Source organism: Streptomyces sp. NBC_01341 (genome assembly GCF_035946055.1).
GTDB lineage: Bacteria > Actinomycetota > Actinomycetes > Streptomycetales > Streptomycetaceae > Streptomyces.
Genome location: NZ_CP108364.1, coordinates 2,838,023 through 2,862,485 on the forward strand (window position 1 = coordinate 2,838,023; position 24,463 = coordinate 2,862,485).

Below are 24,463 nucleotides of genomic sequence, written 5' to 3' on the forward strand. Positions count from 1 at the left end.
CCTCTCGGTGACGTTCACTTACTTGTCGGCCAGGTGGACGGAGAAAAGGTCTGCCAGGTCCGGCAGGAGGTTGAGGTTCTTCGGGTCGATATCGAAGTCCAAGTCTTCGTCATCACAGACTGCTTTGTAGGCCTTCTGCTCCTCGGACTCGTCCGTGTCGCCGTCGTCGTCATCCGCCGGGGGGCTCGGCGTGGGACGTGTGTCCTCTTCAATGCGACAGCGCGGCTCGATCACCGCCCTGGCGGTTGCCTCGGCCTTCTTCGTCTTGGTACTGGCGATCACCGAGCTGCCGACGGTCCGGTTGGTCTCGACCTTGACCGTGTAGGACGCCTCAGGCCAGTAATCCGCGTCGCACACGACCGAACGGGCGTCGTTCGCCGCCGCGAGCCGGTCGGCTGCGGAGCACGACCCTTGTCCGACGTCCCGGCCGCTCAGCAGGTCGTCCCACGCGTCGAGGTCGAAGACCCCGGGCCAGCTCCACTCGTCCCGCGCGTCCTGGGCCGCTGCCAGCGCGGCGGCGTCGGCGGCCGTCTGGGCCTCGTTCTTCTTCATCGATGCCTGGCCGACGGCGAAGTAGGCGAACGCAAGGAAGAGCAGGCCCGCCACCACCGCAACATAGATGGGGAAGGCCTGCCCTGCCTCGCGCGTCCTGCCCGTGATCAGCCGCCAGTGATCTTGCCGATCTGTGTGGTGATGGCTGTCGCGATGGCGTTGCCGAAGTTCGTCGTCATGAGCACCCCGATGATCGCCACGACCACCACGATGATGCCCAGGTACTCCACCGCGCCCTGCCCGCGGTCCGCCCGGGCCTTCATGCGCTCGACGGACGTGTTCGCCCAGACCTTGGCGTTGACGGATGCCTTCAGCATCAGCTTGCTCATGATGTTCCCCTCCGGGTTCGGCCGACCGTGAGCCGGCCGACGCGTAAGTCTCTGTGGTGCCGCCGGCGTTACCGGCTTCCTCCTGGCCGGTGCCGTCGGTGACATGAGAAACGTACGGCCGGACACCCCGTTCGACGCAGGGCCCCAGGGCCCAAAGCCGGGCCCAAAACGCGTGTTGGGCCCGCTCCGTCGTTCTCCCCCGTTCAGCCATGGCGGCCTGTCCCCCTCGTCCCAGGTCCCGGGCCCGGCGCCGTGCCGAGCCAGCGGGCGATCGCTTCGCTGCGGCTGCTGCTGTGCAGCTTGGTGAAGATCCTGTTGATGTGGTTCTTGACTGTCTTCTCGCTGATGAAGCAGGTGGCGGCGATCTGGTGGTTGCTCATCCCGGACGCGATGAGCTCCATGACCTCCGCCTCCCTTGAACTCAGGTTGTACTGCTGCCTGTTGGGCGCCGGGAGCCGGTTATGGCTTCCCTCAGTCGAAGACTGTGCCACAACAGGTTGCAGTTGCGAAAGGCTTTCCGGTGGGCCCGCGGGTCGCATGCCGGAGGGGCCGGGTGGCGGTGCGCCGTGCGGGGCGTCCCCCTGCGGCTGCGGCGCGTGGCCGGGGCTCCCGTGGGGCGCGCCGGGCGTCAGGGCGGTCCCCAGGCCTTCCGGGAGGTTCCGCGGGGCCTGGTCGGGGCCTTGGCGCATATGGGCGAGCAGTGCGTTGGCCGCGGTCGTGGTGAAGGGGGCCCGGCCGTTCTTCGTGTCCCGTACGGACTGGACGAGCTCGTCCGCCGTGAACTCGCCGTGGACCAGGTAGCCGCCCGCGCCGAGGCGCAGCGCCTCGTGGACGATGTCGCTCTCGCGGCTGTAGGTCAGCATCATCACAGGTGCAACCTGCACCAGGTGGGGCAAGGCGGAGATGCCGTCCACGCCGGGCATCCGTACGTCGAGCAGGACGACGTCGGGCCGGTGACGGACGGCTGCCTCGTAGGCCTGGCGGCCGTCCGCGGCCTCGGCGACGACCTCGATGTCGGCGCGGCCGCTGAGCAGGACGCCCAGGCCGGCCCGTACGACCGGGTTGTCGTCGGCGACCACGACTCGCAGGGGCCCGGGGGCCGGGACGTCGGGGCCGCTGGGAAACAGAGGCATCGATTCACAGTTCTGGCCCGGAGCACGGGAGATGTCGTCCGGCATTCTGCGACCTCCTCTCAGGTGTGGTGGGGACGAAGGAGCGGTGGGGCCTGGAGCGGTGGAGCAGGAGCGATTACGGGCCTGCGGCCGGGTTCGGGGCCGGGCCCCCGGCGGAGACCGTGGCCGCGGCCGTCACCTGGGGTGGCGACAGCGCCGCGACGGGGAGTTCCAGGCGGACCTCCGTGCCCTTGGCCGCCCTGCCCTTGCCGATGCGGATGCGGGCCCCGATGGAGGCCGCGCGCTCGACCATGCCGACGAGGCCGAAGTGACCGGCCCGCCTGAGGTCGTCGAGGGAGGTGCCCGTGGGGAGGCCCCGGCCGTCGTCGTACACGCTGACGCGCAGGACGTCGCCCTTGATGCCGGCCAGGACGGCGAGGTAGGTGGGGTGGGCGTGCCGGTGGGCGTTCTCCATGGCTTCGGAGGCGACGGTGAGCAGCTGGCGGGCGACGATGTGCGGCACCGGAGGCACGTGGGTGTCGCCGAGGGTACGGAACACGGTGCTCGTCCCGTGGCGGCGGGAGAAGTCGTCGGCTCTGGCACGGAGTTCGGCCACGATGTCGACCCCGCCGTCCAGGCCGGACTCGCGGCGCAGGTCGGAGAGGAGTTCGCGGGATTCGGCGGCGGCGCGGCGGGCCGAGCGGGCGACCAGTTCGGCCTGGTGCCGGACGGTGAGCGGGTCCATGCGGTCGGAGGAGTGGGCCAGTCCGTCGGCTGCCAGGGCCAGGCCGTGGAGGGTCTTGGCGACGGAGTCGTGCATCTCGCGGGCGAGGCGGGCTCGTTCGTCCTCGACGGCCACGCTGACGGCGAGGCGGGCGCGGGTCTCGGTGAGTGCCTGGCTGGCCGCGCCGACGCGGAGCATCAGGTTGCGCAGGGCGACGCCGACGGCTCCGGCGAGGACGCAGAAACCGGGCAGCAGGAGCACGGAGGCCAGGCCGCCGGCCTGGAGCTTGTCCTCGGCGCCGTAGGCCGCGGCCAGGATCAGGCCCTGCACGGCGGCGAAGACGCCCGCCGCCCGCCAGCCGTAGAGCAGTCCGGCCAGGAGGGGGGTGCAGACGACGGCGTATCCGAGGGTCGAGTCGGGTGTGGCGGTGAACAGGAGCAGGGCGCCGAAGACCGTGTCGGCGCCGAGCAGGAGCGGGGAGCCCACGAGGAGCGGCCCGAAGCGTTCCCAGTCGCGGTAGAGGGCGTACGAGCCGACGAGGGTGACCAGGACGGCGGAGGCGACCAGCCAGCTCGCGAGGCCGGGGGCGGTGTTGTCGAGGGCCTGTGGCGTGCCGATGGCGATCATGGCCAGCCGGAAGAGGAACACCTGGCGGGCCAGCGCCGAGAGGGCGTTGACCTGGATGGAGACCGTGGGTGCCGGTCCGGCGGGGGTGGACAGCGCGGCGTGTCGCGATTCCTCGGCGCCCGGGTGCAGGGAGATCGTCATCGGCGGCCGCTCACTCCCCTGTGAGGGATCCGAGGTTGGTGTCGGATCCGAGCAGCATGGCCGCGCCCATGAGGATCATGGTCGCGGGGATCATGAAGGTGGTGACCATCAGAGTGGCCTTGGGGACGGCCTTGGCCGCCTTGCGCCGGGCGTTCTGCGCGTCGGTGCGGCGCATGTCGTTGGCGATGGCGATGAGGGTGTCGACGATCGGCGCGCCGAGTTCCTCGCCCTGCTGGAGTGCGGTGACGAACATGGCGACCTGTTCGGAGTCGTTGCGTCTGCGCAGTTCGTCGAAGGCCTGGCGGCGGCTGACGCCCATGTCCATCTGGCGCAGGGTGATGCGGAGTTCGTCGGACCAGGGGCCCTGGTACTTCTCGGCGACCCGGTCGAGGGCCTGCCGGAAGCCGAGGCCCGCGGAGACGACGACGGCGAGGACGTCCAGGAAGTCGGGGAGGGTGCGGTCGATGTCGTCGCGGCGCTTGCGTACGGCGGCCCAGATGCCGACCTCGCCCCAGAACAGGCCGAAGGCGATCATGAACAGGGCCATGAAGATCTTGCCGCTGGAGAGCATCGCGAAGGCGGCGAAGCCGCCGAGGGCGCTGTAGACGGCGCGGCGGGCGGCGTAGCGGTCGATGGTGAGGCCGCCGGGGTTGCCCGCCATGTCGATCTTGCGGCGTTTCTCGTTGACCTTCCTGGGGCCCATCAGGCGCAGGACCAGAGGTGCCCAGCGCATGCCGAGCCGGTCGATGCCGGAGCCCACGGCGGTGGTGCGGGTCGAGCCGACTTCGAGTGCGAGGGCGAGGTCTCCGGGGAGGGTGGCCTCGGCGCGGTACATCCGTACGCCCTTGAAGACGCCGAACACACTGAGGCCGACGACGAGAGCGAGCAGCAGTTCCATACCGGTCCCCTCCTCAGATATCGATCTTGGAAATGCGGCGGATGGCGATGAAGCCGAGGGCGTAGAGGCCGAGCGAGATGATGACCGCGATCTGGCCGGCGACGGATCCGGTCATCCGGTCGAGCGCTCCGGGGATGATCGAGTTCACGAGGAGCATGGCGCCGACCCCGATGGCGGGGACGGCGTACGCGGTGGTGTTGACCTGCGAGAGCTGGGTGCGGACCTCGCGCCGGGTCTCCTTGCGTTCCTCCAGGGTGATGGTGAGGTTGCGCAGCGAGGAGACGACCTGGCCGCCGGCCCGGTTGGAGAGGATCAGCGTGGAGACGAGGACGACGAGTTCGCGGGAGGGCAACCGTTCGGCGAGTTCGCCGAGTGCGTCGTCGAGGGTGCGGCCGACGCCGAGCTGGTCGGCGACCACGCGGAGTTCGTCGCCGGCGGGCGCTTCGAGTTCGTCCGCGGCCATGGCGATGGACGTACGCAGCGAGAGCCCGGCCTGGGTGGCGTTGGCGAGCACCCGGGAGATCTCCGGCAGTTGGCTGATGAAGGCCTCGGTGCGCTTGGTGCGGTGCCAGTTCAGGAAGGTGTTGGCGCCCCAGATCGCGGCGAGTCCGGCGAGCGGGCCGAAGAAGGAGGCCAGGACGGAGGCCGCGATGAGCCAGAGGGCCGCAACCGCGGCCAGGACGTAGAGGAAGTACTCGCCCGGGGTGAGGTCGAGGCCGGTGGCCGCGAGTTTCAGCTCGATCCTCTTGCCCAGCTTCGTACGGCGCAGTCTGCGGTCGAGCCCGCGGAATCGGCGCTGCGGGCCCATGTCGATCTGGCCGGTCGAGGAGAGCCGGTCGATGAGGGCTTCGCGCTGGGCCTTGCCCGAGGTGTAGGCGTGCAGGCCCAGGACGCCGAGTACGCAGCACAGCAGCGTGACGCCGATGGTGAGCGGTGCGAGGTTGTCCATGTCGGGGTACCTATCTGGCCTCTCGGGTGGCGAGGTATTCGTCTGACAGGGCGACCCCGAAGGCCTGGGGGATCGGCTGTCCGGCCATGAAGAGCCGGTCGGCGATGCGGCGCGGGAGCGGGAGGGTGCGGAACTCGCCGTGGATCACGCCGTCGGTGCCCATCGGCCGGGCGTCGAACCGGGCGACGGTGACGATCCTGTACGGGTCGCGTCCGTGGGAGTCGAGGACCGCGATCTCGGTGACGCGCCTGGTCCCGTCGGCGTGCCTGGTCAGCTGGACGATCACGTCGACGGCGCTGTTGATCTGGTCGTGCAGCGCCTCGAAGGGGATCTTGATCTCGGACATCGAGGCGAGGGTCTGGAGGCGCATCAGCGCGTCCTCCGCGCTGTTGGCGTGGACGGTGGCCAGCGAACCGTCGTGGCCGGTCGACATCGCCTGGAGCATGTCGAGGGATTCCCCGCCTCGGACCTCACCGACGACGATGCGGTCGGGTCGCATACGCAGGGAGTTGCGGACCAGGTCGCGGATGGTGATCTGGCCCTTGCCCTCGACGTTCGCGGGGCGCGACTCCAGCCGGATCACATGGTTCTGCTGGAGCTGGAGTTCGGCGGAGTCCTCGATGGTGACGATGCGCTCGCCGTCCGGGATGAGCCCGGAGAGCGCGTTGAGGAGCGTGGTCTTCCCGGTGCCCGTGGCTCCGGAGACGATCACGTTGAGCTTCGCCTGGACGAGCCCGGCGAGCAGTAGCAGCATCTGCTGGTCGAGCGAGCCGAAGCCGATCATCTCCTGGAGCGAGAAGGACCGGGGGAAGCGCCGGATGGTGAGCGTGGCGCCGGTGAGGGAGAGCGGCGGGATGATGACGTTGACGCGCTCACCGCTGGGCAGACGGGCGTCGACCATCGGATTGGCCTCGTCCACGCGCCGGTTGACGGTGGAGACGATGCGTTCGATCGTCTGCATGAGCTGTTCGTGGCTGGCGAAGCGCAGCGGGAGCTGCTCGACCCGGCCGGCCCGTTCGACGAAGATCTGGTCGGGGCCGTTGACCATGATCTCCGTGATGGAGGCGTCCTCCAGGAGCGGTTCGAGGACGCCGAGGCCGAGAGCCTCGTCGACGACCCGGCGGATGAGCTGGGAGCGTTCGACGGTGGAGAGGACCGGGCCCTCGCGGCTGATGATGTGGCCCAGGACGCGTTCGAGCCGGGCTCGCCGGTCGGTGGCGGCCAGCGAGGACATCTCCGCGAGGTCGATCTCCTCGAGGAGCTTGGCGCGGTACGTGGCGACCAGGTGGCTGTCCTCCCGTCCCCCTCCGCGCTCCTCGGGGGCGGTGATGCGTGCCCGCAGGCTCATGGGTGGTACTCCTCGGATGGGGTGGGGGTGCGCTCAGTCGCGGGGCATGGTGGCGGACTTCTCGACGGTCCGGTCGCCGAGCAGGCCGAGCAGGACGTCCGGGATGGTGACCGTCACCTTCACGGTGACCGAGTCGCCGCCTGTCGGCGGGGCGATCCGGGCCCGCTGGGCCACCCAGCCGGTCATGGACTCCTTGCCGACGCGCTCGTACGATCCGCGCAGGCCGTCCTGCGAGGCGGTGCGGGCGGCGGCTCTCGCGCCGGTGCCCGCCTGCTGGGCGGTGTAGGCGATCAGGCCGAGCTGGAGCCCGGCCAGGCCGATGAGGATGAGGACGGGGAGGAAGCCCAGGTACTCGATGGCGGTCGAGCCTCGGTCCCCGCGCCTGCGCGGCCGCTGCCCGGCCGCACGTGAGAACCGGTCTGCCGCGTCGTCCGCGCGTGAGGTCCGTACGGGTGCCATGGCACGTCACTTCCCTTCCGCGGCCGCGCCGGCCGTCGCGTCGACGGGGATGGGAAGGCTCGCGAATCCGGGGAACAGGACGGGGGCCCTCAGGGTGATGCGGACCTTGACCATGTCGTTCCCCGGGCCCCCGCACTCGTGGATCCGCGCGGGCCCGTCCCACGCGCTCGGGAGCCGATCGTGCACGGCCGCCTCGCAGCTGCTCCGGCGGTCCCAGGCCCCCGACGCGACGGCTTTGCGTACGCCTTCGTCGGCCGCGCCGCTCGCCAGGGTGAAGGTGTACCCCACGAGCACCGCCTGCCACAGCAGCACCAGGGTCACCAGGATGATCGGCACCATCCCGGTGAACTCGATGGTCAGCTGCCCGCGGTCGCGTCTCAGCCGTGCCCGTATCCGGCCCGGTTCTCCTCTGCCTGGTGTCACTGCCGTCCTCCCCCGCCGGTCGTACCGCCCCTGCGCTTACGGCCCCCGATCGAGCCCCGGTCGCCGCGCAGCATGCCGCCGCGCGACTCCGCTCCCTGGGAAGGCTTCACGAGTCCGAGCTCCCCCGCCAGGGCCCAGAGGGCCTGTTTCACGGTGGAGCGTGGGTCCAGTTCGTGCATGCGGCCCGAGTCCACCGCGCCCTGCAGTTCCTTGAAGTTCGCCGGTACCGCCGTGGCCGCCATCCGCGTTCCGGTGATCCGCTGGATGAGCGGTGGCTGGATCTCCGTATTGCGGTTGAAACGGTTGACGAGCGTGACCGTCTCCTCGGCCTTGCGGATCTGCAGGCGGTCCCACATCCGCACGATGCGCTTCGCACCCCGGACCGCGACCACGTCGGGTGTCGTCACCAGGACCGCGATGTCGGCCATCTCGATGGCGGCTGCGTTGGCACCGTTCATCTGGCTCCCGCAGTCGATGACGACGATCCCGTAGCGCGAACGCAGGGCGCTGACGATCTGGCGGGCGGATCGGTCGCTGACCTCCTCCCCGCGCTCGCCCTCACCAGGTGCCAGCAGGAGGGCCAGGCCGGTCGCATGGGAGAACACCGCGTCGGACAGGACCCGAGGTGAAATGTCGGAGATGGCGGCCAGATCGACGATGGAACGCCGGAACTGCACATCCAGGTACGAGGCGACGTCTCCCGTCTGGAGGTCCAGGTCGACGAGCGCCGCGGTCTGCCCCGATGCCTGTGCCGCCAGAGCGAGCTGGACGGCCGTCACGGTGGTGCCGACCCCGCCCTTCGCGCCGGTCACCGTGACGACGGTGCCGCCCGGGCCGGTGAAGACGTCACCGCCCGCACCCAGGTGCCGTCGCACTCCGGTGGACCACTGTCCGGCCGCCTGGACCCGGTTGGCGAGCTCCTCGTAGCTCAGGGGCAGGGTGACGAGCCCCCGGGCCCCGGCGTCCATGGCGGCCTGGAACAGTACCTGGCTGGCGTCCGCGGTGATCAGGACGACCCCTACCGAGGGGAAACGCAGCGACACTTCCCGGATCAGTTCCAGGGCAGGGACCGGGCCGATCCGCTCATGAACCAGCACCACCTCGGGAAGCTCCTCGATGGACTCACCGGCCAGCCTGGCCAGGGTGTCGATGAGCTGGGTCGAGTCGCCGACAGGAGACGCCGGCTCAGCGTCGGGGAGCTGACTGAGCAGAGTGGTCACGGACCGTGCCGCGTCGGCGTCACCGACGGCAGGGAGGATCCTTGCGGTCATTCGATCCTCACTTGTCCTTGTCGAGCGTGTACGTGCGGTCACCCGGGCGGATCGTGCCGTCGCTGCCGGGAGCGATCAGAGCGAGGCGGACGTGCTGGGCGAAGGATTCCGCGTACGCGACCCGCTGGGTGTCGAGGGTGTTCAGCGCGAAGGTGATCGGAACGACCTCCGAGGCCTGGTTCCTGTTGTCGTCGCGTGGTTCGAGAGCGGTCAGCTGACCGACATCAAGGACCTTCGCGTTGGAGACGATCACCTTGGACTGGGACACCTCACCGTCCCGTTCACCCGCGAAGGTGGCGTAGATGTTCACCTTGTCGTTGGCGCGGATCTTTCCGGCGACTCCGGTCGCGGCGTCGATCATGATGGCGATCTCCTGCTCACCGGGCCGCAGCTCGGGGCTCTTGACCATCATGTCGGACTGCATCAGGGAACCTTCGCGGAGCTGCGTCACAGCGATCTTGCCGTCGATCTCGGCGAGATCCGTGACGGCGTTGTCCGACAGCCAGCGCTTGGGCATGGACACCTTCTCGAACTGCCGGGACGTAAGCGCCGTATACGGTGCCACGTCGGCCTTCAGCCGGTATGCGTCGACCTCGGGCCCGACCTTCGAGTTGACGTCGCTGATCACCGAGAGCACACCGGCGAAGGCGCCGAAGGCGCAGAGGATCGACAGGAGCAGGAGTATCACGCCGCGGCGCTGGCGGGAGTTCATGGGCCGGACAACCTCGTTCGAATCGGATGCGTGGAGCAGCGGACAGAGATGCGCGGTGTCTGCGGATCGGGCTGCGGGCGCTAGGAGTTCGGTGGTGCGGGCGCTCCGTGGTTCAGGACACCGGTGGAGTGCATTCGGTTCTCCGGCGGGGCCAGCGGGGAGGAACAGAACCCGCAGCGGTCGCCGATGAGCTCCATTCCGCACCAGTGGCAGTTTTCCCGGCGTACGGAGGCGACGAGCTGGTAGATCACCGAGATGTCGGGCAGGAAGGAGGCGAATTCCACCATCTTCCCGGTGCCCCACCAGCGCGGTGATCCGGCGGGCAGCGGGCACTCCTGGATCGCCTGCACCTTCCACGCGGGAGCGAGGGTCTGCTGGACCCATTCCGATCCGAGCTGCCCCTTGGCGACCAGCAGGTGGGTGGCGAACTCCGGCCCGGCCGGCGGTTCGACGGCCGGGCCGATCCTGATCAGCTGGGGGCTGGGGCCGGCGAGTACGGCGAACTGGGAGCCGGGGACCCAGGACTTCGCGTGGGTCTTGAGGCTCACGGGGACCCGGTCGAGTCGGGCCACCGAGTTCAGCACCGCACCGGCGTGGATGTAGTGGGCGAGCAGCCGGGCGGCCGAGGCCACCACGCCGGGACTGAAGTCGCAGATCGACAACTGGCGCAGCTGACGCACCAGGACGGCGACCCCCAGGGGCGGGAGGTCCGTCTTGAGCAGGGCGATGCGGTCGCTCTCCAGCACGGAGCGGATGGCGTGCAGTCGGCGTTCGTGGGCGGGGCTGATTCCCGTCGGGTAGACCACGACCACGTGGCCGTGCTGCTCCAGAAGCAGGTTCATGTCACCGATCGCGAGATCGAGGGGCTGGGCTTCGGGGGCCTGCAGCAGGGCCGCTGTCGGTGTCTGCTGATCGGTCGGCGGTAGCACCAGATCAGCACTGGTCACTGCTATTGCGGTCGGCACGCTCTTCCCCGTTCGGCTCCGGCCGTCGTCCAAGGTGACTCCGGCCGCAATCGCTCCTGCTCCGTGCTTCTTCCCCAGCACTTTAGCCACGTCATACCAGGCAGAGAACAGATATCGGAACCCAGTACGAAGTCGTGCGGCACAGGCGTTCGCAACGCCTCCGTACGAAATCGGACGAAAGGCAGACTCGTTAACTCCTGTACCACTGCGGAGGGTTACGTACGCGCGTCAGGTTTGGATTCAGGATGAATTCATCGACCCACGTCAGCACGGGACCACAGCCTCGGATTTTACCGCTTCCCGATATCCGCTCCGTCACGTTGCGGATATCTCCGCCGTTCCACCCGCACGGGTACGTCCCGGCCGATGGCGGTGATCACCCGATGGTGGACCTGCCCCCAACGGAACCCGGTACCGGCCCGAAGCGGGCGGGGGCCGGCAGGAGCCCACGATTCCGCGCGACCCCTTCGCACAGGTCGGGCCGCCAGAGGTCTTGACAACTTGATTGGTCTGGACCAGTTTATCGGCCAACGGTGGCCACCGTTCCCCGCCAGCACCCCCAACTCCCCCACCGGAGGCAGCAAGTGGAACGCTCCGCAGGCAGCAGCAGACACAGAAGGAGCCGGGTCCGGCCGTTCCTCGGCGGTGCGGTCGCCGTCGTCGCGGCAGGGGCGCTGGCCGTCACCGGCCTCGTGAGCAGCGCGCAGGCCGCTGACGTCAACGTGGCCAAGAACGCGGGTTTCGAGTCCGGTCTCGCCAACTGGACCTGTTCCGCCGGCAGCGGCGCCACCGTCTCCTCCCCCGTACACGGCGGCGCCTCCGCGCTCCGGGCCACCCCGGCCGGGCAGGACAACGCCAAGTGCACGCAGACCGTGGCCGTGAAGCCCAACTCGACGTATGCGCTCAGCTCCTGGGTGCAGGGCGGCTACGCCTACCTCGGGGCGAGCGGCACAGGGACCACGGACGTCTCCACCTGGACGCCCGCGTCGAGCAGCTGGACCCAGCTGAGGACCAGCTTCACCACCGGCCCCTCCACGACCTCCGTGACCGTCTACACCCACGGCTGGTACGGCCAGGCCCCCTACTTCGCCGACGACGTCCAGGTCAACGGGCCCGACGGCGGCGGTGGCACGGACCCCGAGCCCTCGGTCCCCGCAACCCCGGCCGGACTGGCCGTAGGGGCCACGACCACCTCGTCCGTCGCCCTGACCTGGAACGCCGTCTCCGGCGCGACCGGCTACACCGTCTACCGGAACGGCACGAAGGCGACCACGTCCACCGGTACCTCCGCGACGGTGACCGGCCTGGCCGCTGACACCGCCTACCAGTTCGCCGTCAGCGCCACCAACGCCGCCGGCGAGTCCGCCAAGTCAGCCACGGTCAGCGGACGTACGGCGAAGACCACCGATCCGGGCAACCCGTCGACCTCGGTGCCCAAGCACGCGGTGACCGGGTACTGGCAGAACTTCAACAACGGCGCCACCGTCCAGAAGCTCAGCGACGTCCCGGCGAACTACGACATCATCGCCGTCTCGTTCGCCGACGCCACGGCGACGCCCGGTGCGGTCACCTTCAACCTGGACTCCGCGGGGCTGAACGGCTACACCGTCGCCCAGTTCAAGACCGACATCAAGGCCAAGCAGGCGGCCGGGAAGAACGTCATCATCTCCATCGGCGGTGAGAAGGGGACCATCTCGGTCAACAGCGACGCCTCCGCCACCGCGTTCGCCGACTCGGTGTACGCGCTCATCCAGGAGTACGGCTTCAACGGTGTCGACATCGACCTCGAGAACGGCCTCAACTCCACCTACATGACGAAGGCGCTGCGCTCCCTGTCGTCGAAGGCGGGCTCGGGCCTCGTCATCACGATGGCGCCGCAGACCATCGACATGCAGTCGACCTCCGGTGAGTACTTCAAGACGGCGCTCAACATCAAGGACATCCTGACCGTCGTCAACATGCAGTACTACAACAGTGGTTCGATGCTCGGCTGCGACGGCAAGGTCTACTCCCAGGGCTCGGTGGACTTCCTCACCGCACTCGCCTGCATCCAGCTGGAGGGCGGCCTCGCCCCGTCGCAGGTCGGCCTCGGCGTCCCCGCCTCCACGCGCGGTGCGGGCAGCGGCTACGTCGCCCCGTCCATCGTGAACGCCGCCCTGGACTGCCTGGCCAAGGGCACCTCCTGCGGTTCGTTCAAGCCGTCCAGGACCTACCCGGACCTGCGCGGCGCGATGACCTGGTCCACGAACTGGGACGCCACTTCTGGCAACGCCTGGTCCAACGCGGTCGGCCCGCACGTCCACGGACTGCCGTAACCCAGTCGGTACTCCGGCCCAGCAGCGCCGCCGCTCCCCCGGCGGCGCTGCTGCGTCATGTCAGGAGATCCCGTTGAGGTCCGTGCCCTCGGGCGCGCGGAAGCAGCCGGAGACGACGCGCACCTGGATCGACGACTTCTTGGTCGCCGACGGGTGGTTCTTCGTGGGATCGGTGTGCACGCGTAACTCGGCGTTGACCGCGTGGTGCAGGCTCAGGGACTCGCGATTCCAGTAGTCGCTGTGCCCGCTGGTGTCCACGTCCATCCGATGGAGGGGGTGTGCAGTTCACCCGCCACACCGGAGGCGGTGGTCCACGGCCCGTGCATCACCTTGAGGTCCGCTTGTCCCTCCGGCCCGCCACCGCCGGGTGGCGCGGCGGAAGCCGGCGTCATCCCGGTACCGGCGTCGCCGGTGCCGGGCCCCATCAGTGCTTCCCACTTCTCACTGAGCGCCATGCGCTCCCCCGTTCCCGTCCGGGCCCCCGGCAGCTCGGTACGGGGCGGGGACGGGGCTGTCACCAGGGAAGATCGCGCACCTGTTGGACGCACAGCACGACGAACAGCAGCCCTGCCGCGCCCAGCATGCCGTTGCTGAGCCATCCGTTGCGCCATTCGCGCGGGGTGCGGGAGGAGTTGAGCAGCCACAGCAGGGTGAGTGCCAGGAACGGCATGAAGAAGGCGCCCAGTACGCCGTACCCGATGACCAGGCCGAAGGGCTCGTCCAGCCAGAGCAGGCTCATCGGCGGGAAGGTCAGCCACAGCAGGTACGCACGGAACGGCACGGAACGCTCCTGCCTGCCGACCGTCTCGCCGCCCGTCCTCTTCCCTCCTTCCGGGACGCCGCCACGGCCCGCGCGCAGCCGCTCGACGAAGTCGGCGAACATCAGGCTCACCCCGTGCCACACCCCGATGAGGGAGGAGAACGAGGTGGCGAAGAAGCCGATCAGGAAGAGTTTGGCGGTCGTCGGCCCGAAGCGGTCCTCCAGGACCGCGCCGAGGTCGATCAGCCCCCGGTCGCCCTGTGTCAGGGCGATCTGCGAGGAGTGCAGCAGCTCGGCACCGACGATCAGCATGGCGACGACGAAGACACCGGTGGTGAGGTAGGCGGCGCGGTTGTCGAGCCGCATGACCTTCATCCAGGAGGAGTTGTTCCAACCCTTCGCGTTGACCCAGTACCCGTACGCCGCCATCGTGATCGTGCCGCCGACCCCGCCGATCAGCCCGAGCGTGTAGATCAGTGAGCCGTCGGGGAGCACGGGGACGAGCCCGGCGAGGGAGGCTCCCACGTCCGGGACCACCCGGATCGCGACGTAGACCACGACGACGAACATCACGCCGATCAGGACCGTCATGGCCTTCTCGAAGACGGCGTACCGGTTGAACCACACGAAGACCAGGCCGACCAGGCCGGTGAGGATCGCCCAGGTCTTCAGGCCCGGCCCGCCGGGGAAGAGCGCCACGATGGGCAGGGCGCTCGACGACATGGCCGTCGCGCCGTAGACGAAGCCCCAGACGACGACGTACACCGCGAAGTAGCCGGTGGTCCAGCCGCCGAGGGTGCGCCAGCCGTCGAAGAGGGTCCGGCCCGTCGCGAGGTGCCAGCGGCCCACCGCCTCGGCGAGCGAGATCTTGACGAGGCAGCCGATGACGGCCGCCCACATGAGGGTGTAGCCGAACTTGCTCCCCGCGATGAGCGTCGCGACCAGGTCGCCGGCCCCCACTCCCGTCGCCGCGACGACGATTCCCGGGCCGATGTATTTCCAACTGGATGTACGCGGACGGGAGTCCAGCTCCCCGGTCTCTGTGGTTCCGCTTGTCTCCGTCATGCCGGTCAACGAAGCGCAAAGTTCCGCTTCGCACAAGAGGGCACGTCGTACCGTCGCCGGGAGAAGTCCTCGTCGTCGACCGTCGTCGTCCTGCTGATCCTTGCCGTCATCGCGTTCTTCGTCCGGCAGAACACGAAGTGCCCGCAGGCTACGACACGATCCTGCGGATTCACCGGCCGCTGGCGGGCGGCGTCGAGCTATCCGCCCGGTTACTGCGCGGAGAGCCGCAACGACCGGTCCTGCTACACGTTCGAAGTCAACGACGGGAAGACGGTGCTCTGCGCCAAGCCGGTGTGAGCGGCCACCGGCCCGACACGGCTCCCTGCGGCGGCCCCGACGGCACCGCACTCTGCCCCCGCGTACCTTTCACCGGACGTACGGGATCACTCATCCTCGAAGGACTGATCGCCGATACGACGAAGGAGCCTTCTCCGTGCGTGCTCATGCCCCCGGACGAGAGTCTGCCTCCGGCATTCCACAGAGCCGGGCTGTCCGGGCCGCGGATCCCACCCGCCTCCCGGCCGGCGTGCCCGCGGTACTCCTCGCGCTGCAGCGGACCGTGGGCAACGCCGCGGTGACCCGGATGCTGGAAGAGGAACGACAGGGGGCCACGGTGGGGCACGGCCGGCGGGAGGCTGCCCCCCACGTGCAGCGCTCCGCCGTCCATGACGTGCTCCGGACCCGGGGCGAGCCGATGGGCGCAGCGCTCAGGGACGAGATGGAGAATCGGTTCGGCGCCGACTTCTCCGACGTCCGTCTGCACAACGGCACGGCCGCCAGGGAGTCCGCAGCCGGGATCGGCGCCCGCGCCTACACCTCCGGCAGCCACATCGTGATGGGTGACCGAGGAGGCGACAAGCACACGCTCGCCCATGAGCTGACCCATGTGCTTCAGCAGCGCACCGGCCCCGTCGCGGGCACCGACAACGGGGACGGCCTGCGGGTCAGTGATCCTTCCGACCGTTTCGAACGTGAGGCCGAGGCGAACGCGTCGCGCGTGCTGTCCCGCCCTCTGGCACACGGCCCGGCGCAGGGCCACCCGGTCCATGCCCACGGCTCCCACTCCGCCGAGTCCACCGTGCAGCGACGCCCTCGGGACAAGCCTGCCGAGGAGAAGGGAGACCACACCCACGTGGACCCCGACTACCCCGGGCTGCGGCTCGTCCTGGACAAGGCCCTGACCGACGAGCACTCCGAGAAGATCTATAAGCTCGCCGGTTCCAAGGAGCGTGTGATCTTCGACGAGGACGGCAGCTTCGGATACATCAAGGCCGACGAGGACCTCGCGACCTACTACGGTCTGGTGCAGGAGGAGATCGGGGCAGAGGCGGCCCAGGCGAACCTGAGCGGCCACTTCTCACCGCAGCGGACCACCAGCTATCACGTCCGGGCGAACGGCCAGAACCTTCACGAGAAACGGATCGACAGCCTCCAGGACTTCGACACCGCGGGGATCAGCCGGGGCGGGCTGGTCGAGGTGAGTGTCGCGCTGCTGCAGAAGGCCAGCGGCCGTGCGAAAACCGTGGCGGGCGGGCTCGTCGAGAAGCGTCTCGACGACGCCGCCACCGGCATGCGGAACAGCGCCGCGCTCGCACCGATCCAGATTCAGGTCGGTGCGAGCGGCATATCCATCTCGGACGGGAACCACCGCCTGGCCGCAGCTGTCCGGATGGGCCACGCCTATGCACCGTGCAAGATCGTCTGATCTTGCACGTGCATGCGGGCAGGTCCTCGCGGCAGTCCGGAGGTGCCGGAGCCTGCCGGTCCGCGACGGGTTGATCCCACCCGGGATCGGTTCAGGGCTTCAGCCGCATCGCCACCGGACACGACGGGACCGCCGCCTCGTACGAGGCGGCGGCCGGTCGTGCGTCATTCCTGCTCCGGGCGGGAGTCGCTCGAGGCCGGAGCCACCCACCAGGCACTACGGGACGGCTCTCAGATGACCAGGCTGAGCGCCGCCGCCACGACGAAGCCCGCGACCGAGAGCACCGTCTCCAGCACGGTCCAGGACTTCAGGGTGTCGCGCTCGGTGATCCCGAAGTACTTCGACACCATCCAGAAGCCGCCGTCGTTGACGTGCGAGGCGAAGATGGAACCCGCCGAGATGGCCATGATGATCAGCGCGAGGTGCGGCTGCGACATGTTCTGGCCCTCGACGAGCGGGACGACGATGCCGGCGGTGGTGACGATGGCGACCGTGGCCGACCCCTGCGCGACCCGCAGGACGACGGAGATCAGCCAGGCCAGCAGGATGACCGGCAGGCCGACGTCGTTGAAGGTGTCGGCGAGCGCGTCGGCGATGCCGCTCGCCTTCAGCACGGCTCCGAAGATGCCGCCAGCACCGACGACGAGAAGGATGTTGCCGACCGGCTTCAGCGAGGCCGTGGAGACCCTTTCGAGGGACTTGCGGGACCAGCCGCGCCGGATGCCCAGCAGGTAGTAGGCGAGCACCAGCGCGATCGTCAGGGCGACGAAGGGGTTGCCGAAGAACTCGATGACGGAGCGCAGCGTGGAGGGGTCGAGCGCGATGGAGGAGAACGTCGCGGCGAGGATCAGCACCAGCGGGGTGCCGATGATCGTGAGTACGGTGCCGAGGGCGACGGGGTGCTCCTGCGGTGTGACCCCCGCGGCGCGCTGCTCGGCGACGACCGCGGCCTTGGACTCCTCGGCCGCCTCGACCATGTCCTGCGGCACCTCGACGAAGAGGCGCTTGCCGATCCAGGCGGCGTATACCCAGGCGGCGAGGACGGACGGGATGCCGACGACGGCGCCCATCAGGATGACCCAGCCGAGGGAGACGTTGAACAGGCCCGCGGCGGCGACCGGTCCGGGGTGCGGCGGGAGGAACGCGTGGGTCATGGAGAGGCCCGCCAGCAGCGGCATCGCGTACAGGATGATCGACTTGCCGGAGCGCTTCGCGGCCGCGTAGACGATCGGCGCGAGGACGAAGATGCCGACGTCGAAGAAGACCGGGATGCCGAAGATGAGGCCGGTGAGCCCCATGGCGAGCGGGGCGCGCTTCTCGCCGAAGAGGTTCAGCAGGCGGCTGCTCAGGACTTCCGCCCCGCCGGAGACCTCCAGGATGGCGCCGAGCATCGTGCCGAGCCCGATGATGATCGCGACGTGTCCGAGAATGCCGCCCATGCCGGATTCGATGACGGACACCGCGGCGGACTTCTGGACCGTGCCGAAGAGTTCGGTGACGGAGAGCCCGGCCCCGAGGCCGACGGCTATGGATACGGCGAGCAGCGCGACGAACGGCTGCAGCCGGACCTTGATGATCAGGAGGAGCAGGAGGGCGATCCCGAGCGCGGCGACGGTCAGCAGACCGGGGGTGCCTCCGATCAGGAGGAGCAGTCCACCGGTGTGGGGTGGCGCTTCGGGAGCGGTGGCGGGGGACGCGGCGAGCAGCATGAACGGTCAACTCCGTTGGTGACGGGGTCCTTCTGGGCAGGGGGGAGCGCGGCACGGCGTTCCCGTACGGGAGTGACGGGGCGCCGGGCCGTGCTGCGTGGTGCGGTGGGCCGGATGGATCGGGGGGTCCGCCGTTCGGAGAGTGGCCGGCGGGCCGGGTGATCAGCCCAGGACGGCGAGGGCGTCGATCTCGATGAGCAGCCCCTTGGGCAGGCCGACGTAGACCGTCGTGCGTGCGGAGGCGGGGGCCTTGAGGCCCTGCTCCTCGAAGTACGCGTTGTAGATCGCGTTCATCTCGGCGAAGTGGTCGACGTCGGTGAGGTAGACGCGCATCATCATCACGTCGTCCCAGCTCGCGCCGCCCTCCTCCAGGATCGCCTTGACGTTGGCGAAGGTCTGCAGGGTCTGCTCGCGCAGAGTCGGGCCGGCCGGGGTGGGGGCCTGACCCTCGACTGCGGGCAGGAAGCCGACCTGACCGGCGACCTGGAGGATGTTCCCCTTCTTCACACCGTGCGAGAACTTCGCGGGCGGCGTGGTGTGGGTGCTGGGGGTGAGGGCGGTCTTCTCGGTCATGGTGGTTCAGGCTTTCTCGGTGGGGGTGGCGCCGGAGTACTCCCGGCTGATGGATTCCGCGGTGCGGCGCACCAGCGGGAGCAGGGTGAGGAGTTCCTCGGCCGTGACGACCACGTTCGGCGCGGACACCGACATGGCGGCCACGACCCGGCCGTCCGCGCCCCGGATGGGGGCGCCGACACAGTTGATGGACTCCTCGTGGCCGCCGAGGTCGGTGGCCCATCCCTGTTCGCGTACGACGGCGAGTTCCTTGAGGAAGGCACCGGCGTTCGGGACCGAACGGGACGTGTACATGGGGTAGTCGAGGCGTTCGGCGATCACGCGCCGCTCGGGCTCGGTGAGGTCGGCGAGGAGCAGCTTGGCGACCGCGGCGACGGTGATCGCGACGGGTTTGCCGATCCGTGAGTACATCCGCACGGGGTAGCGGCTCTCCACCTTGTCGATGTAGAGGACCTCGTTCTCCTCGTACACCGCGAGGTGGACGGTGTGCCCGCACTGCTCGTTGAGTGCGACGAGGTGGCTGTGGGCGATCTCGCGCACGTCGAGGTTCTCGACGGCTTCCTGTGCGAGGGCGAAGAGGCGGGCGCCGAGGCGGTAGCGCTGGTCGTCCTGCCGGAAGACGAGTCCGTGCTCGTGGAGCGTGCGGAGCAGGCGCAGGGCCGTGGACTTGTGGACGCCGAGCCGCTCGGCGACCTGGCCGAGGTCGGCGGGGCCCTGGGCGAGCAGCGGCAGGATGCTCAGCGCGCGGTCGACGGTCTGGCTCATGTGACTCGTACCTCCTCGTTCGCCCCGTCGGCTGCTGTCCAGCCGGGGCCGAGACGAAGTGTCCCCCAGGCTTCGTCGTCCAGGGCGGCGAGCCGGTCGGCGTGGGCGCGGGGCGGGGGGCCGGTGAGGTCGCCGGGGACGGTGAGGACTGCGGCGGCCATGAGGTGGCCGTGCCGGGCCCGTTCCCGTACGGGCAGGTCGCGCAGGGTGGCGGAGAGGAAGCCGGCGGCGAAGGCGTCGCCGGCGCCGACGGCGGCGACGACGTCGACCCGCAGGGAGGGGACGTCGGTGACGGTGTCCTCGGCCGGCGCGCTCCGCCCGCCTCCCGCCCCCGTCCGCGCGAACACCGTGACGCCGTGCCCGCCCCGTTTGACGACGAGGACGCCGGGCTCGGGGAGAGCGGCGCGGATCGCTTCTGCGCCGACGACTCCCCATGCCTCCTCGGCCTCGTCCTCACCGACGAAGACGAGGTCGCAGCGGCGGGCGATGTCGAGGAGCACCCGCGGGCCCTCATGGCGCTCGCGCCACAGGCCGGGCCGGTGGTTGACGTCGAAGGAGACGAGCGGCCGGCCGTCGCGGGGGGCGGTCAGGTCGTTCAGGAGGTCCAGGCAGCCGGCGGAGAGTGCGGCGGTGATACCGGACAGGTGCAGGACACGGCCGGAGAGCACGTCCTCGTAGGGAACGTTGTGCGGGGACATCGCGGAGGCGGCCGAGCCGGCGCGGTAGTAGGCCACCTCGTGGGTGTCGGTGGCCCGGTCCGTCGCGGTGCGGAAGTAGACGCCGGTGGGGCGGTCCGGGTCGCGGCGCACGGCGGTGGTGTCGACGCCGTAGGCGGCGATCGCGTCGACGAGGTGGTCGCCGAAGCCGTCCGCGCCGACCCGTCCGACCCATTTCGCCCGGTGGCCGGACGCGGCGAGCGCGCAGGCGACGTTGGATTCGGCTCCTCCGATGCCCCGGCCGAAGGCGGGGACGTCGGCGAGGCGGCCCGGCTGCGAGGGCAGGAACGTCACCATGGACTCGCCGAGGCAGACGACGTCCGCGGTGGCTGTCCTGGCTGCGTGTCCGGACACTCTGGGCTCCTCATGGTCGGCCGTGGGCGCCGGTGCTCACCATTGACCCGGCATCGGCCAGGATGTTAGACAGCGTTAAGCGATATGCGCAATGGCCGTTGCAGATAATGCAACGGACTCGTCTCCGAGGAGGATCCCTTGGCCGCCCAGCAGCCCGCTGAACAGTCCGTGACGGCACTCGCCGGCGAGGTGGTCGACCACCGCTTCAAGGCGTTGCCGCCCGACGCGGAGGGGCTGACCGTCGGCGCCCTGGCGGCCGAGCGCCGCAACCTCTTCACCGGTGGTTTCACCACCCCCGTGCTGGCCCTGTCCGCGGAGTCGCTCGAGGCGAACCTCGCGCTCCTGGAGACGTACGCCGAGCGGCACGGGCTGGCCTTCGCACCGCACGGCAAGACGTCGATGTCCCCACAGCTGTTCGCCCGTCAGCTGGAGCACGGCGCCTGGGGCATCACCGCCGCGGTGCCCCACCAGGCACGGGTCTACCGGGCCCACGGCATCCGGCGGATCTTCCTGGCCAACGAGCTCGTCGACGCGGTGGCACTGCGCTGGCTGGCCGGTGAGCTGGACGCCGACCCCGGCTTCACGTTCGCCTGCTACGTCGACTCCGTGCGCGGCGTCGAGCTGATGGACGAGGCCCTGCGCGCGGCAGGCGCGGTGCGCCCGGTCGACGTGGTGGTGGAGCTGGGCGCGGGCGAGGGCGCCCGTACCGGCGCCCGCACGGAGGCGGACTGCGCCGCGGTGGCCGACGCCGTGGCGGCGGCGTCCACCCTGCGCCTGGTGGGCGTCGCCGGTTACGAGGGCGAGGTGCCGGACGCCTCCCCCGAGCGCGTGCGCGCCTGGCTCGGCCGGCTCGTCGCGCTCGCGGCGGACCTCGACGCGGCCGGACGCTTCGCGAAGCTCGCGGACGACGAGGAGATCCTGGTCAGCGCCGGCGGCAGCGCCTGGTTCGACGCGGTGGCCGACGTCTTCGCCGGTGTACCCGCACTGTCCAGGCCGGTGCTGAAGCTGCTGCGCTCGGGCGCCTACGTCAGCCACGACGACGGCCACTACCGCCACCTCACCCCCTTCAACCGGATCCCCGAGGAGGGCGCGCTGCAGCCCGCCTTCCGGCTGTGGGCGCAGGTCGTCTCCCGCCCCAGCCCCGAGCAGGCCTTCGTCAACGCGGGCAAGCGTGACGCGGCCTACGACCTGGACCTCCCCGAGGCGCAGGTCGTCCGCTCCGCGCGCGACGGCTCGGTACGGCCGGCCACGGGTGTGACCGTGACCGGGCTCTCCGATCAGCACGGCTGGGTGCGGACGGACGCGGGCACCGGGCTGGAGGTCGGCGACTGGGTCGGGCTGGGCCTCTCGCACCCCTGCACGTCCTTCGACAAGTGGCAGCTCATCCCGCTGGTCGAGGCGGACGGCACCGTCACCGACTACATCCGCACCTTCTTCTGATCCCGGCGGAGCCGCTTCCCCTCCCGAAAGGCGACATCCCATGGACCTGGTCATCCGCGACGCCCAAGTCGTCGACGGCACCGGTACCCCCTCCTACCGCGCCGACGTGGGCGTCACGGACGGCCGGATCTCCGAGATCCGGGGCGAGGGCGACGGCCCCCGCCCCACCGCGGCCCGTGTCGTGGAGGCGGACGGTCTCGCGCTGTCCCCGGGCTTCATCGACATGCACGCGCACAGTGACCTCGCCCTGCTGCGGGACCCGGAACACAGCGCGAAGGCCGCCCAGGGCGTCACCCTCGAAGTGCTGGGCCAGGACGGCCTGTCGTACGCCCCCGCCGACGACCGCACCCTCGCCGAGGTGCGCCGTTCCATCGCCGGCTGGAACGGCGACGGGAGCGACATCGACTTCGACTGGCGCACCGTCGGCGGGTACCTGGACCGTCTCGACCGGAACTTCGGCGGGCAGGGCATCGCGGTCAACGCCGCCTACCTGATCCCCCAGGGCACGGTCCGGATGCTCGCGGTGGGCTGGGACGACCGGCCCGCCACGGACGCCGAGCTGGCGCACATGAGGGAGCTCGTCGCCCAGGGCATGACCGAGGGCGCGGTCGGGATGTCCTCGGGCCTGACGTACACCCCGGGGATGTACGCGAAGGACGCCGAACTCACCGAGCTGTGCCGGGTGGTGGCCGCGCACGGCGGCTACTACTGCCCGCACCACCGCTCGTACGGCGCCGGGGCCCTCCAGGCGTACGAGGAGATGGTGCGGCTCACCCGCGACGCCGGCTGCGCCCTCCATCTCGCCCACGCGACCATGAACTTCGGCGTGAACGAGGGCAGGGCCCCCGACCTGCTGGCCCTGCTGGACGACGCGCTCGCCGGGGGCGCCGACATCTCTCTGGACACCTATCCGTACACCCCTGGCTGTACGACGCTCGTCGCGATGCTGCCCAGCTGGGCGAGCGAGGGCGGGCCCGAGTCGGTCATGACCCGGCTCGCGGACGACGAGACGGCAGAACGGATCCGCCATCACATGGAGGCCGTGGGCTCCGACGGCTGCCACGGGGTCCCGATCGAGTGGGACACCATAGAGATCTCCGGTGTCGGCGACCCGGACCTGTCCGCGTACGTCGGGCGCACGGTCGCCGAGTCGGCGCGCCTGCGGGGCGAGGAGCCCTGGGTGACGGCCCGTCGGCTGCTCGTCGAGGACCGCCTCGGCACCACGATCCTCCAGCACGTCGGGCACGAGGAGAACGTCCGTCAGATCATGCGCCACCGGGTCCACACCGGCGGCAGCGACGGCATCCTCCAGGGCGACAAGCCGCACCCCCGCGCCTACGGCACGTTCCCCCAGTACCTCGGGCGATACGTCAGGGAGCTGGGCATCCTCTCGCTGGAGGAGTGCGTCGCGCACCTGACGTCGAGGCCGGCCGGCCGCCTGCGCCTGCCGGACCGGGGGTACGTCCGCGAGGGCTACCGCGCGGACCTGGTCCTCTTCGACCCGGCCACGGTCGCGGCAGGGTCGACGTTCGAGAAGCCGCGCACGCTTCCCGTGGGTGTCCCGCACGTCCTCATCGACGGGCGCTTCGTCGTCGAGGACGGGAAGCGGACCTCCGTTCTGGCGGGCAGGGCGGTGCGGGGCGGCGGCCGGCCGGCGGTCTGACCGGCCGGCCCGCCCTCACGGCCTGGGCAGGGCGCAGCCCGCGCGGTTCAGGTCGATCTGGTTGCCGGTGCCGATGCACGGCACGATGCCGTAGGTCTGCTGCGCGTAGTTGATGCCCTTGCGGACGGTCACGGTGCCGTTCTCGTCGACCTCGCACGGGTTGTTGTCCGTGCACCGCTGCCCGTCCTCGTTCCCGGTGTTGTTGACGGCGACGACCTTGCCGGTCGCGTTGTCGATCACCGGTGACCCTGACGTGCCGCCGACGGTCTGGCACGCGGAGGTGTAACGGACCGAGTCCTTCCAGGTCCAGGCACCCTCCTTGAGGCGGTACGCGAAGCCGTCGACGGCGCAGGTGTAGGTGCGCTTCCAGTAGCCGGACGCGACGGTGATCGCGGTGCCCTTCACCGGGTGCGCGGAGTCGAGTTCCAGGGCCTTGACGCCGTAGGAGCTCTCGATCTGGGCGTAGGTGCGGGTCAGCTGGTAGAGCGAGACGTCGGTGTCCGTCATCGTCCCGTACGCGATCTTGGACGCCCGCAGGGTGCCGACACCGCTGCCCGCGGCGTTCAGCAGGGTGAAGCTGCGGGTCGACGACCGGTTGAGCAGGACCTCGCCCGGTCCGGGGAAGCCGGTCTCCAGGCAGTGGCCGTTGGAGAGCACGAGGGCGGGGTCGCCCGGCTGCGACGAGGGTGCCCGGACGACCGATCCGGAGCAGTTGCTGAGCGCGACCGTGCCGGCGAAGGTGACCGCCTTGGCGCGGACCTCTGGGGTGCTGAGCTCCGTGGTCGTGGCCGCGGCCGCGGGTGCGACGCCCGCCCCGAGGAGCAGGGCGGAAAGAAGTGCGCCGACGAGAGGCTTGTTCATGTGGGGGTCCCCTCCAGATGCGTCCGT

General features: G+C 70.1%; 23 protein-coding genes. 4 read left to right on the forward strand and 19 right to left on the reverse strand.

Going from position 1 to position 24,463, the window contains the following annotated elements; translation table 11 throughout:
• Positions 1-18 precede the first annotated feature (18 nt).
• The 12 genes from OG206_RS12135 to OG206_RS12190 all read right to left on the reverse strand — a co-directional run bounded on the left by OG206_RS12135 (position 19) and on the right by OG206_RS12190 (position 10,492).
• Complete coding sequence (locus tag OG206_RS12135) at positions 19-663, reverse strand: pilus assembly protein TadG-related protein (protein ID WP_327122247.1); 645 nt, start codon at positions 661-663, stop codon at positions 19-21.
• On the reverse strand, positions 660-881 hold the full coding sequence (locus OG206_RS12140; RefSeq protein WP_327122248.1) for a hypothetical protein: 222 nt from the start codon (positions 879-881) through the stop codon (positions 660-662). The genes OG206_RS12135 and OG206_RS12140 overlap by 4 nt, the downstream gene beginning before the upstream one ends.
• A gap of 203 nt (positions 882-1,084) precedes the next feature.
• The gene (locus OG206_RS12145) at positions 1,085-2,059 is read right to left on the reverse strand and encodes a response regulator (RefSeq protein ID WP_442805837.1); all 975 of its coding nucleotides are present in this window, start codon (positions 2,057-2,059) and stop codon (positions 1,085-1,087) included.
• Between the two features lie 70 nt (positions 2,060-2,129).
• On the reverse strand, positions 2,130-3,485 hold the full coding sequence (locus OG206_RS12150) for a sensor histidine kinase (protein WP_327115212.1): 1,356 nt from the start codon (positions 3,483-3,485) through the stop codon (positions 2,130-2,132).
• Positions 3,486-3,495: 10 nt separating this feature from the next.
• The gene (locus tag OG206_RS12155) at positions 3,496-4,383 is read right to left on the reverse strand and encodes a DUF5936 domain-containing protein (protein WP_124274429.1); all 888 of its coding nucleotides are present in this window, start codon (positions 4,381-4,383) and stop codon (positions 3,496-3,498) included.
• A 13-nt stretch (positions 4,384-4,396) separates the two neighbouring features.
• Entirely contained in the window at positions 4,397-5,332 is a 936-nt protein-coding gene (locus tag OG206_RS12160) for a type II secretion system F family protein (protein WP_327115215.1), read from the reverse strand.
• A 10-nt stretch (positions 5,333-5,342) separates the two neighbouring features.
• On the reverse strand, positions 5,343-6,680 hold the full coding sequence (locus OG206_RS12165) for a CpaF family protein (RefSeq protein WP_327115217.1): 1,338 nt from the start codon (positions 6,678-6,680) through the stop codon (positions 5,343-5,345).
• Positions 6,681-6,713: 33 nt separating this feature from the next.
• Entirely contained in the window at positions 6,714-7,139 is a 426-nt protein-coding gene (locus tag OG206_RS12170) for a TadE/TadG family type IV pilus assembly protein (RefSeq protein WP_327115219.1), read from the reverse strand.
• 6 nt (positions 7,140-7,145) lie between these two features.
• Positions 7,146-7,562, reverse strand: a complete 417-nt coding sequence (locus OG206_RS12175; RefSeq protein ID WP_327115221.1) for a TadE family protein — start codon at positions 7,560-7,562, stop codon at positions 7,146-7,148.
• Positions 7,559-8,833, reverse strand: a complete 1,275-nt coding sequence (locus OG206_RS12180) for an AAA family ATPase (RefSeq protein WP_327115224.1) — start codon at positions 8,831-8,833, stop codon at positions 7,559-7,561. Before OG206_RS12180 ends, OG206_RS12175 begins: the two co-directional genes overlap by 4 nt.
• A 7-nt stretch (positions 8,834-8,840) precedes the next feature.
• Positions 8,841-9,545 carry a Flp pilus assembly protein CpaB gene (gene cpaB / locus OG206_RS12185; protein ID WP_327115226.1) on the reverse strand — a complete coding sequence of 235 codons (705 nt, stop codon included), beginning with the start codon at positions 9,543-9,545 and terminating at the stop codon, positions 8,841-8,843.
• A gap of 80 nt (positions 9,546-9,625) precedes the next feature.
• Positions 9,626-10,492: a hypothetical protein gene (locus OG206_RS12190; protein WP_327115228.1), complete on the reverse strand. Its 867-nt coding sequence runs from the start codon at positions 10,490-10,492 to the stop codon at positions 9,626-9,628.
• A gap of 602 nt (positions 10,493-11,094) precedes the next feature.
• Between OG206_RS12190 and OG206_RS12195 the strand changes: the two genes are divergently transcribed.
• Positions 11,095-12,825 (forward strand): chitinase, encoded by a 1,731-nt coding sequence (locus tag OG206_RS12195; protein ID WP_327115230.1) that lies wholly within the window; start codon positions 11,095-11,097, stop codon positions 12,823-12,825.
• Between the two features lie 60 nt (positions 12,826-12,885).
• On the opposite strand, the gene OG206_RS12200 is transcribed toward OG206_RS12195, so the two are convergent.
• Both OG206_RS12200 and OG206_RS12205 read right to left on the reverse strand, forming a co-directional pair.
• Positions 12,886-13,089: a hypothetical protein gene (locus tag OG206_RS12200; RefSeq protein WP_327115232.1), complete on the reverse strand. Its 204-nt coding sequence runs from the start codon at positions 13,087-13,089 to the stop codon at positions 12,886-12,888.
• A 250-nt stretch (positions 13,090-13,339) separates the two neighbouring features.
• The gene (locus tag OG206_RS12205) at positions 13,340-14,650 is read right to left on the reverse strand and encodes an Nramp family divalent metal transporter (RefSeq protein ID WP_327115234.1); all 1,311 of its coding nucleotides are present in this window, start codon (positions 14,648-14,650) and stop codon (positions 13,340-13,342) included.
• Between the two features lie 526 nt (positions 14,651-15,176).
• Between OG206_RS12205 and OG206_RS12210 the strand changes: the two genes are divergently transcribed.
• Positions 15,177-16,355 (forward strand): eCIS core domain-containing protein, encoded by a 1,179-nt coding sequence (locus OG206_RS12210; protein WP_442805838.1) that lies wholly within the window; start codon positions 15,177-15,179, stop codon positions 16,353-16,355.
• A 230-nt stretch (positions 16,356-16,585) separates the two neighbouring features.
• Here the strand turns inward: OG206_RS12210 and OG206_RS12215 are convergent, their stop codons facing one another.
• The 4 genes from OG206_RS12215 to OG206_RS12230 form a co-directional block, all read right to left on the reverse strand.
• The gene (locus tag OG206_RS12215; protein WP_327115236.1) at positions 16,586-18,064 is read right to left on the reverse strand and encodes a GntP family permease; all 1,479 of its coding nucleotides are present in this window, start codon (positions 18,062-18,064) and stop codon (positions 16,586-16,588) included.
• A 162-nt stretch (positions 18,065-18,226) separates the two neighbouring features.
• Positions 18,227-18,637: a RidA family protein gene (locus tag OG206_RS12220; RefSeq protein ID WP_327115238.1), complete on the reverse strand. Its 411-nt coding sequence runs from the start codon at positions 18,635-18,637 to the stop codon at positions 18,227-18,229.
• A gap of 6 nt (positions 18,638-18,643) precedes the next feature.
• Positions 18,644-19,402: an IclR family transcriptional regulator gene (locus tag OG206_RS12225; protein WP_327115240.1), complete on the reverse strand. Its 759-nt coding sequence runs from the start codon at positions 19,400-19,402 to the stop codon at positions 18,644-18,646.
• Entirely contained in the window at positions 19,399-20,472 is a 1,074-nt protein-coding gene (locus tag OG206_RS12230; RefSeq protein WP_327115242.1) for a sugar kinase, read from the reverse strand. The genes OG206_RS12225 and OG206_RS12230 overlap by 4 nt, the downstream gene beginning before the upstream one ends.
• A 138-nt stretch (positions 20,473-20,610) precedes the next feature.
• Between OG206_RS12230 and OG206_RS12235 the strand changes: the two genes are divergently transcribed.
• Complete coding sequence (locus OG206_RS12235) at positions 20,611-21,912, forward strand: alanine racemase (protein WP_327115244.1); 1,302 nt, start codon at positions 20,611-20,613, stop codon at positions 21,910-21,912.
• Positions 21,913-21,952: 40 nt separating this feature from the next.
• Positions 21,953-23,575 (forward strand): N-acyl-D-amino-acid deacylase family protein, encoded by a 1,623-nt coding sequence (locus tag OG206_RS12240; protein WP_327115246.1) that lies wholly within the window; start codon positions 21,953-21,955, stop codon positions 23,573-23,575.
• Positions 23,576-23,590: 15 nt separating this feature from the next.
• On the opposite strand, the gene OG206_RS12245 is transcribed toward OG206_RS12240, so the two are convergent.
• The gene (locus OG206_RS12245; protein ID WP_327115248.1) at positions 23,591-24,436 is read right to left on the reverse strand and encodes a S1 family peptidase; all 846 of its coding nucleotides are present in this window, start codon (positions 24,434-24,436) and stop codon (positions 23,591-23,593) included.
• Positions 24,437-24,463: the final 27 nt, after the last annotated feature.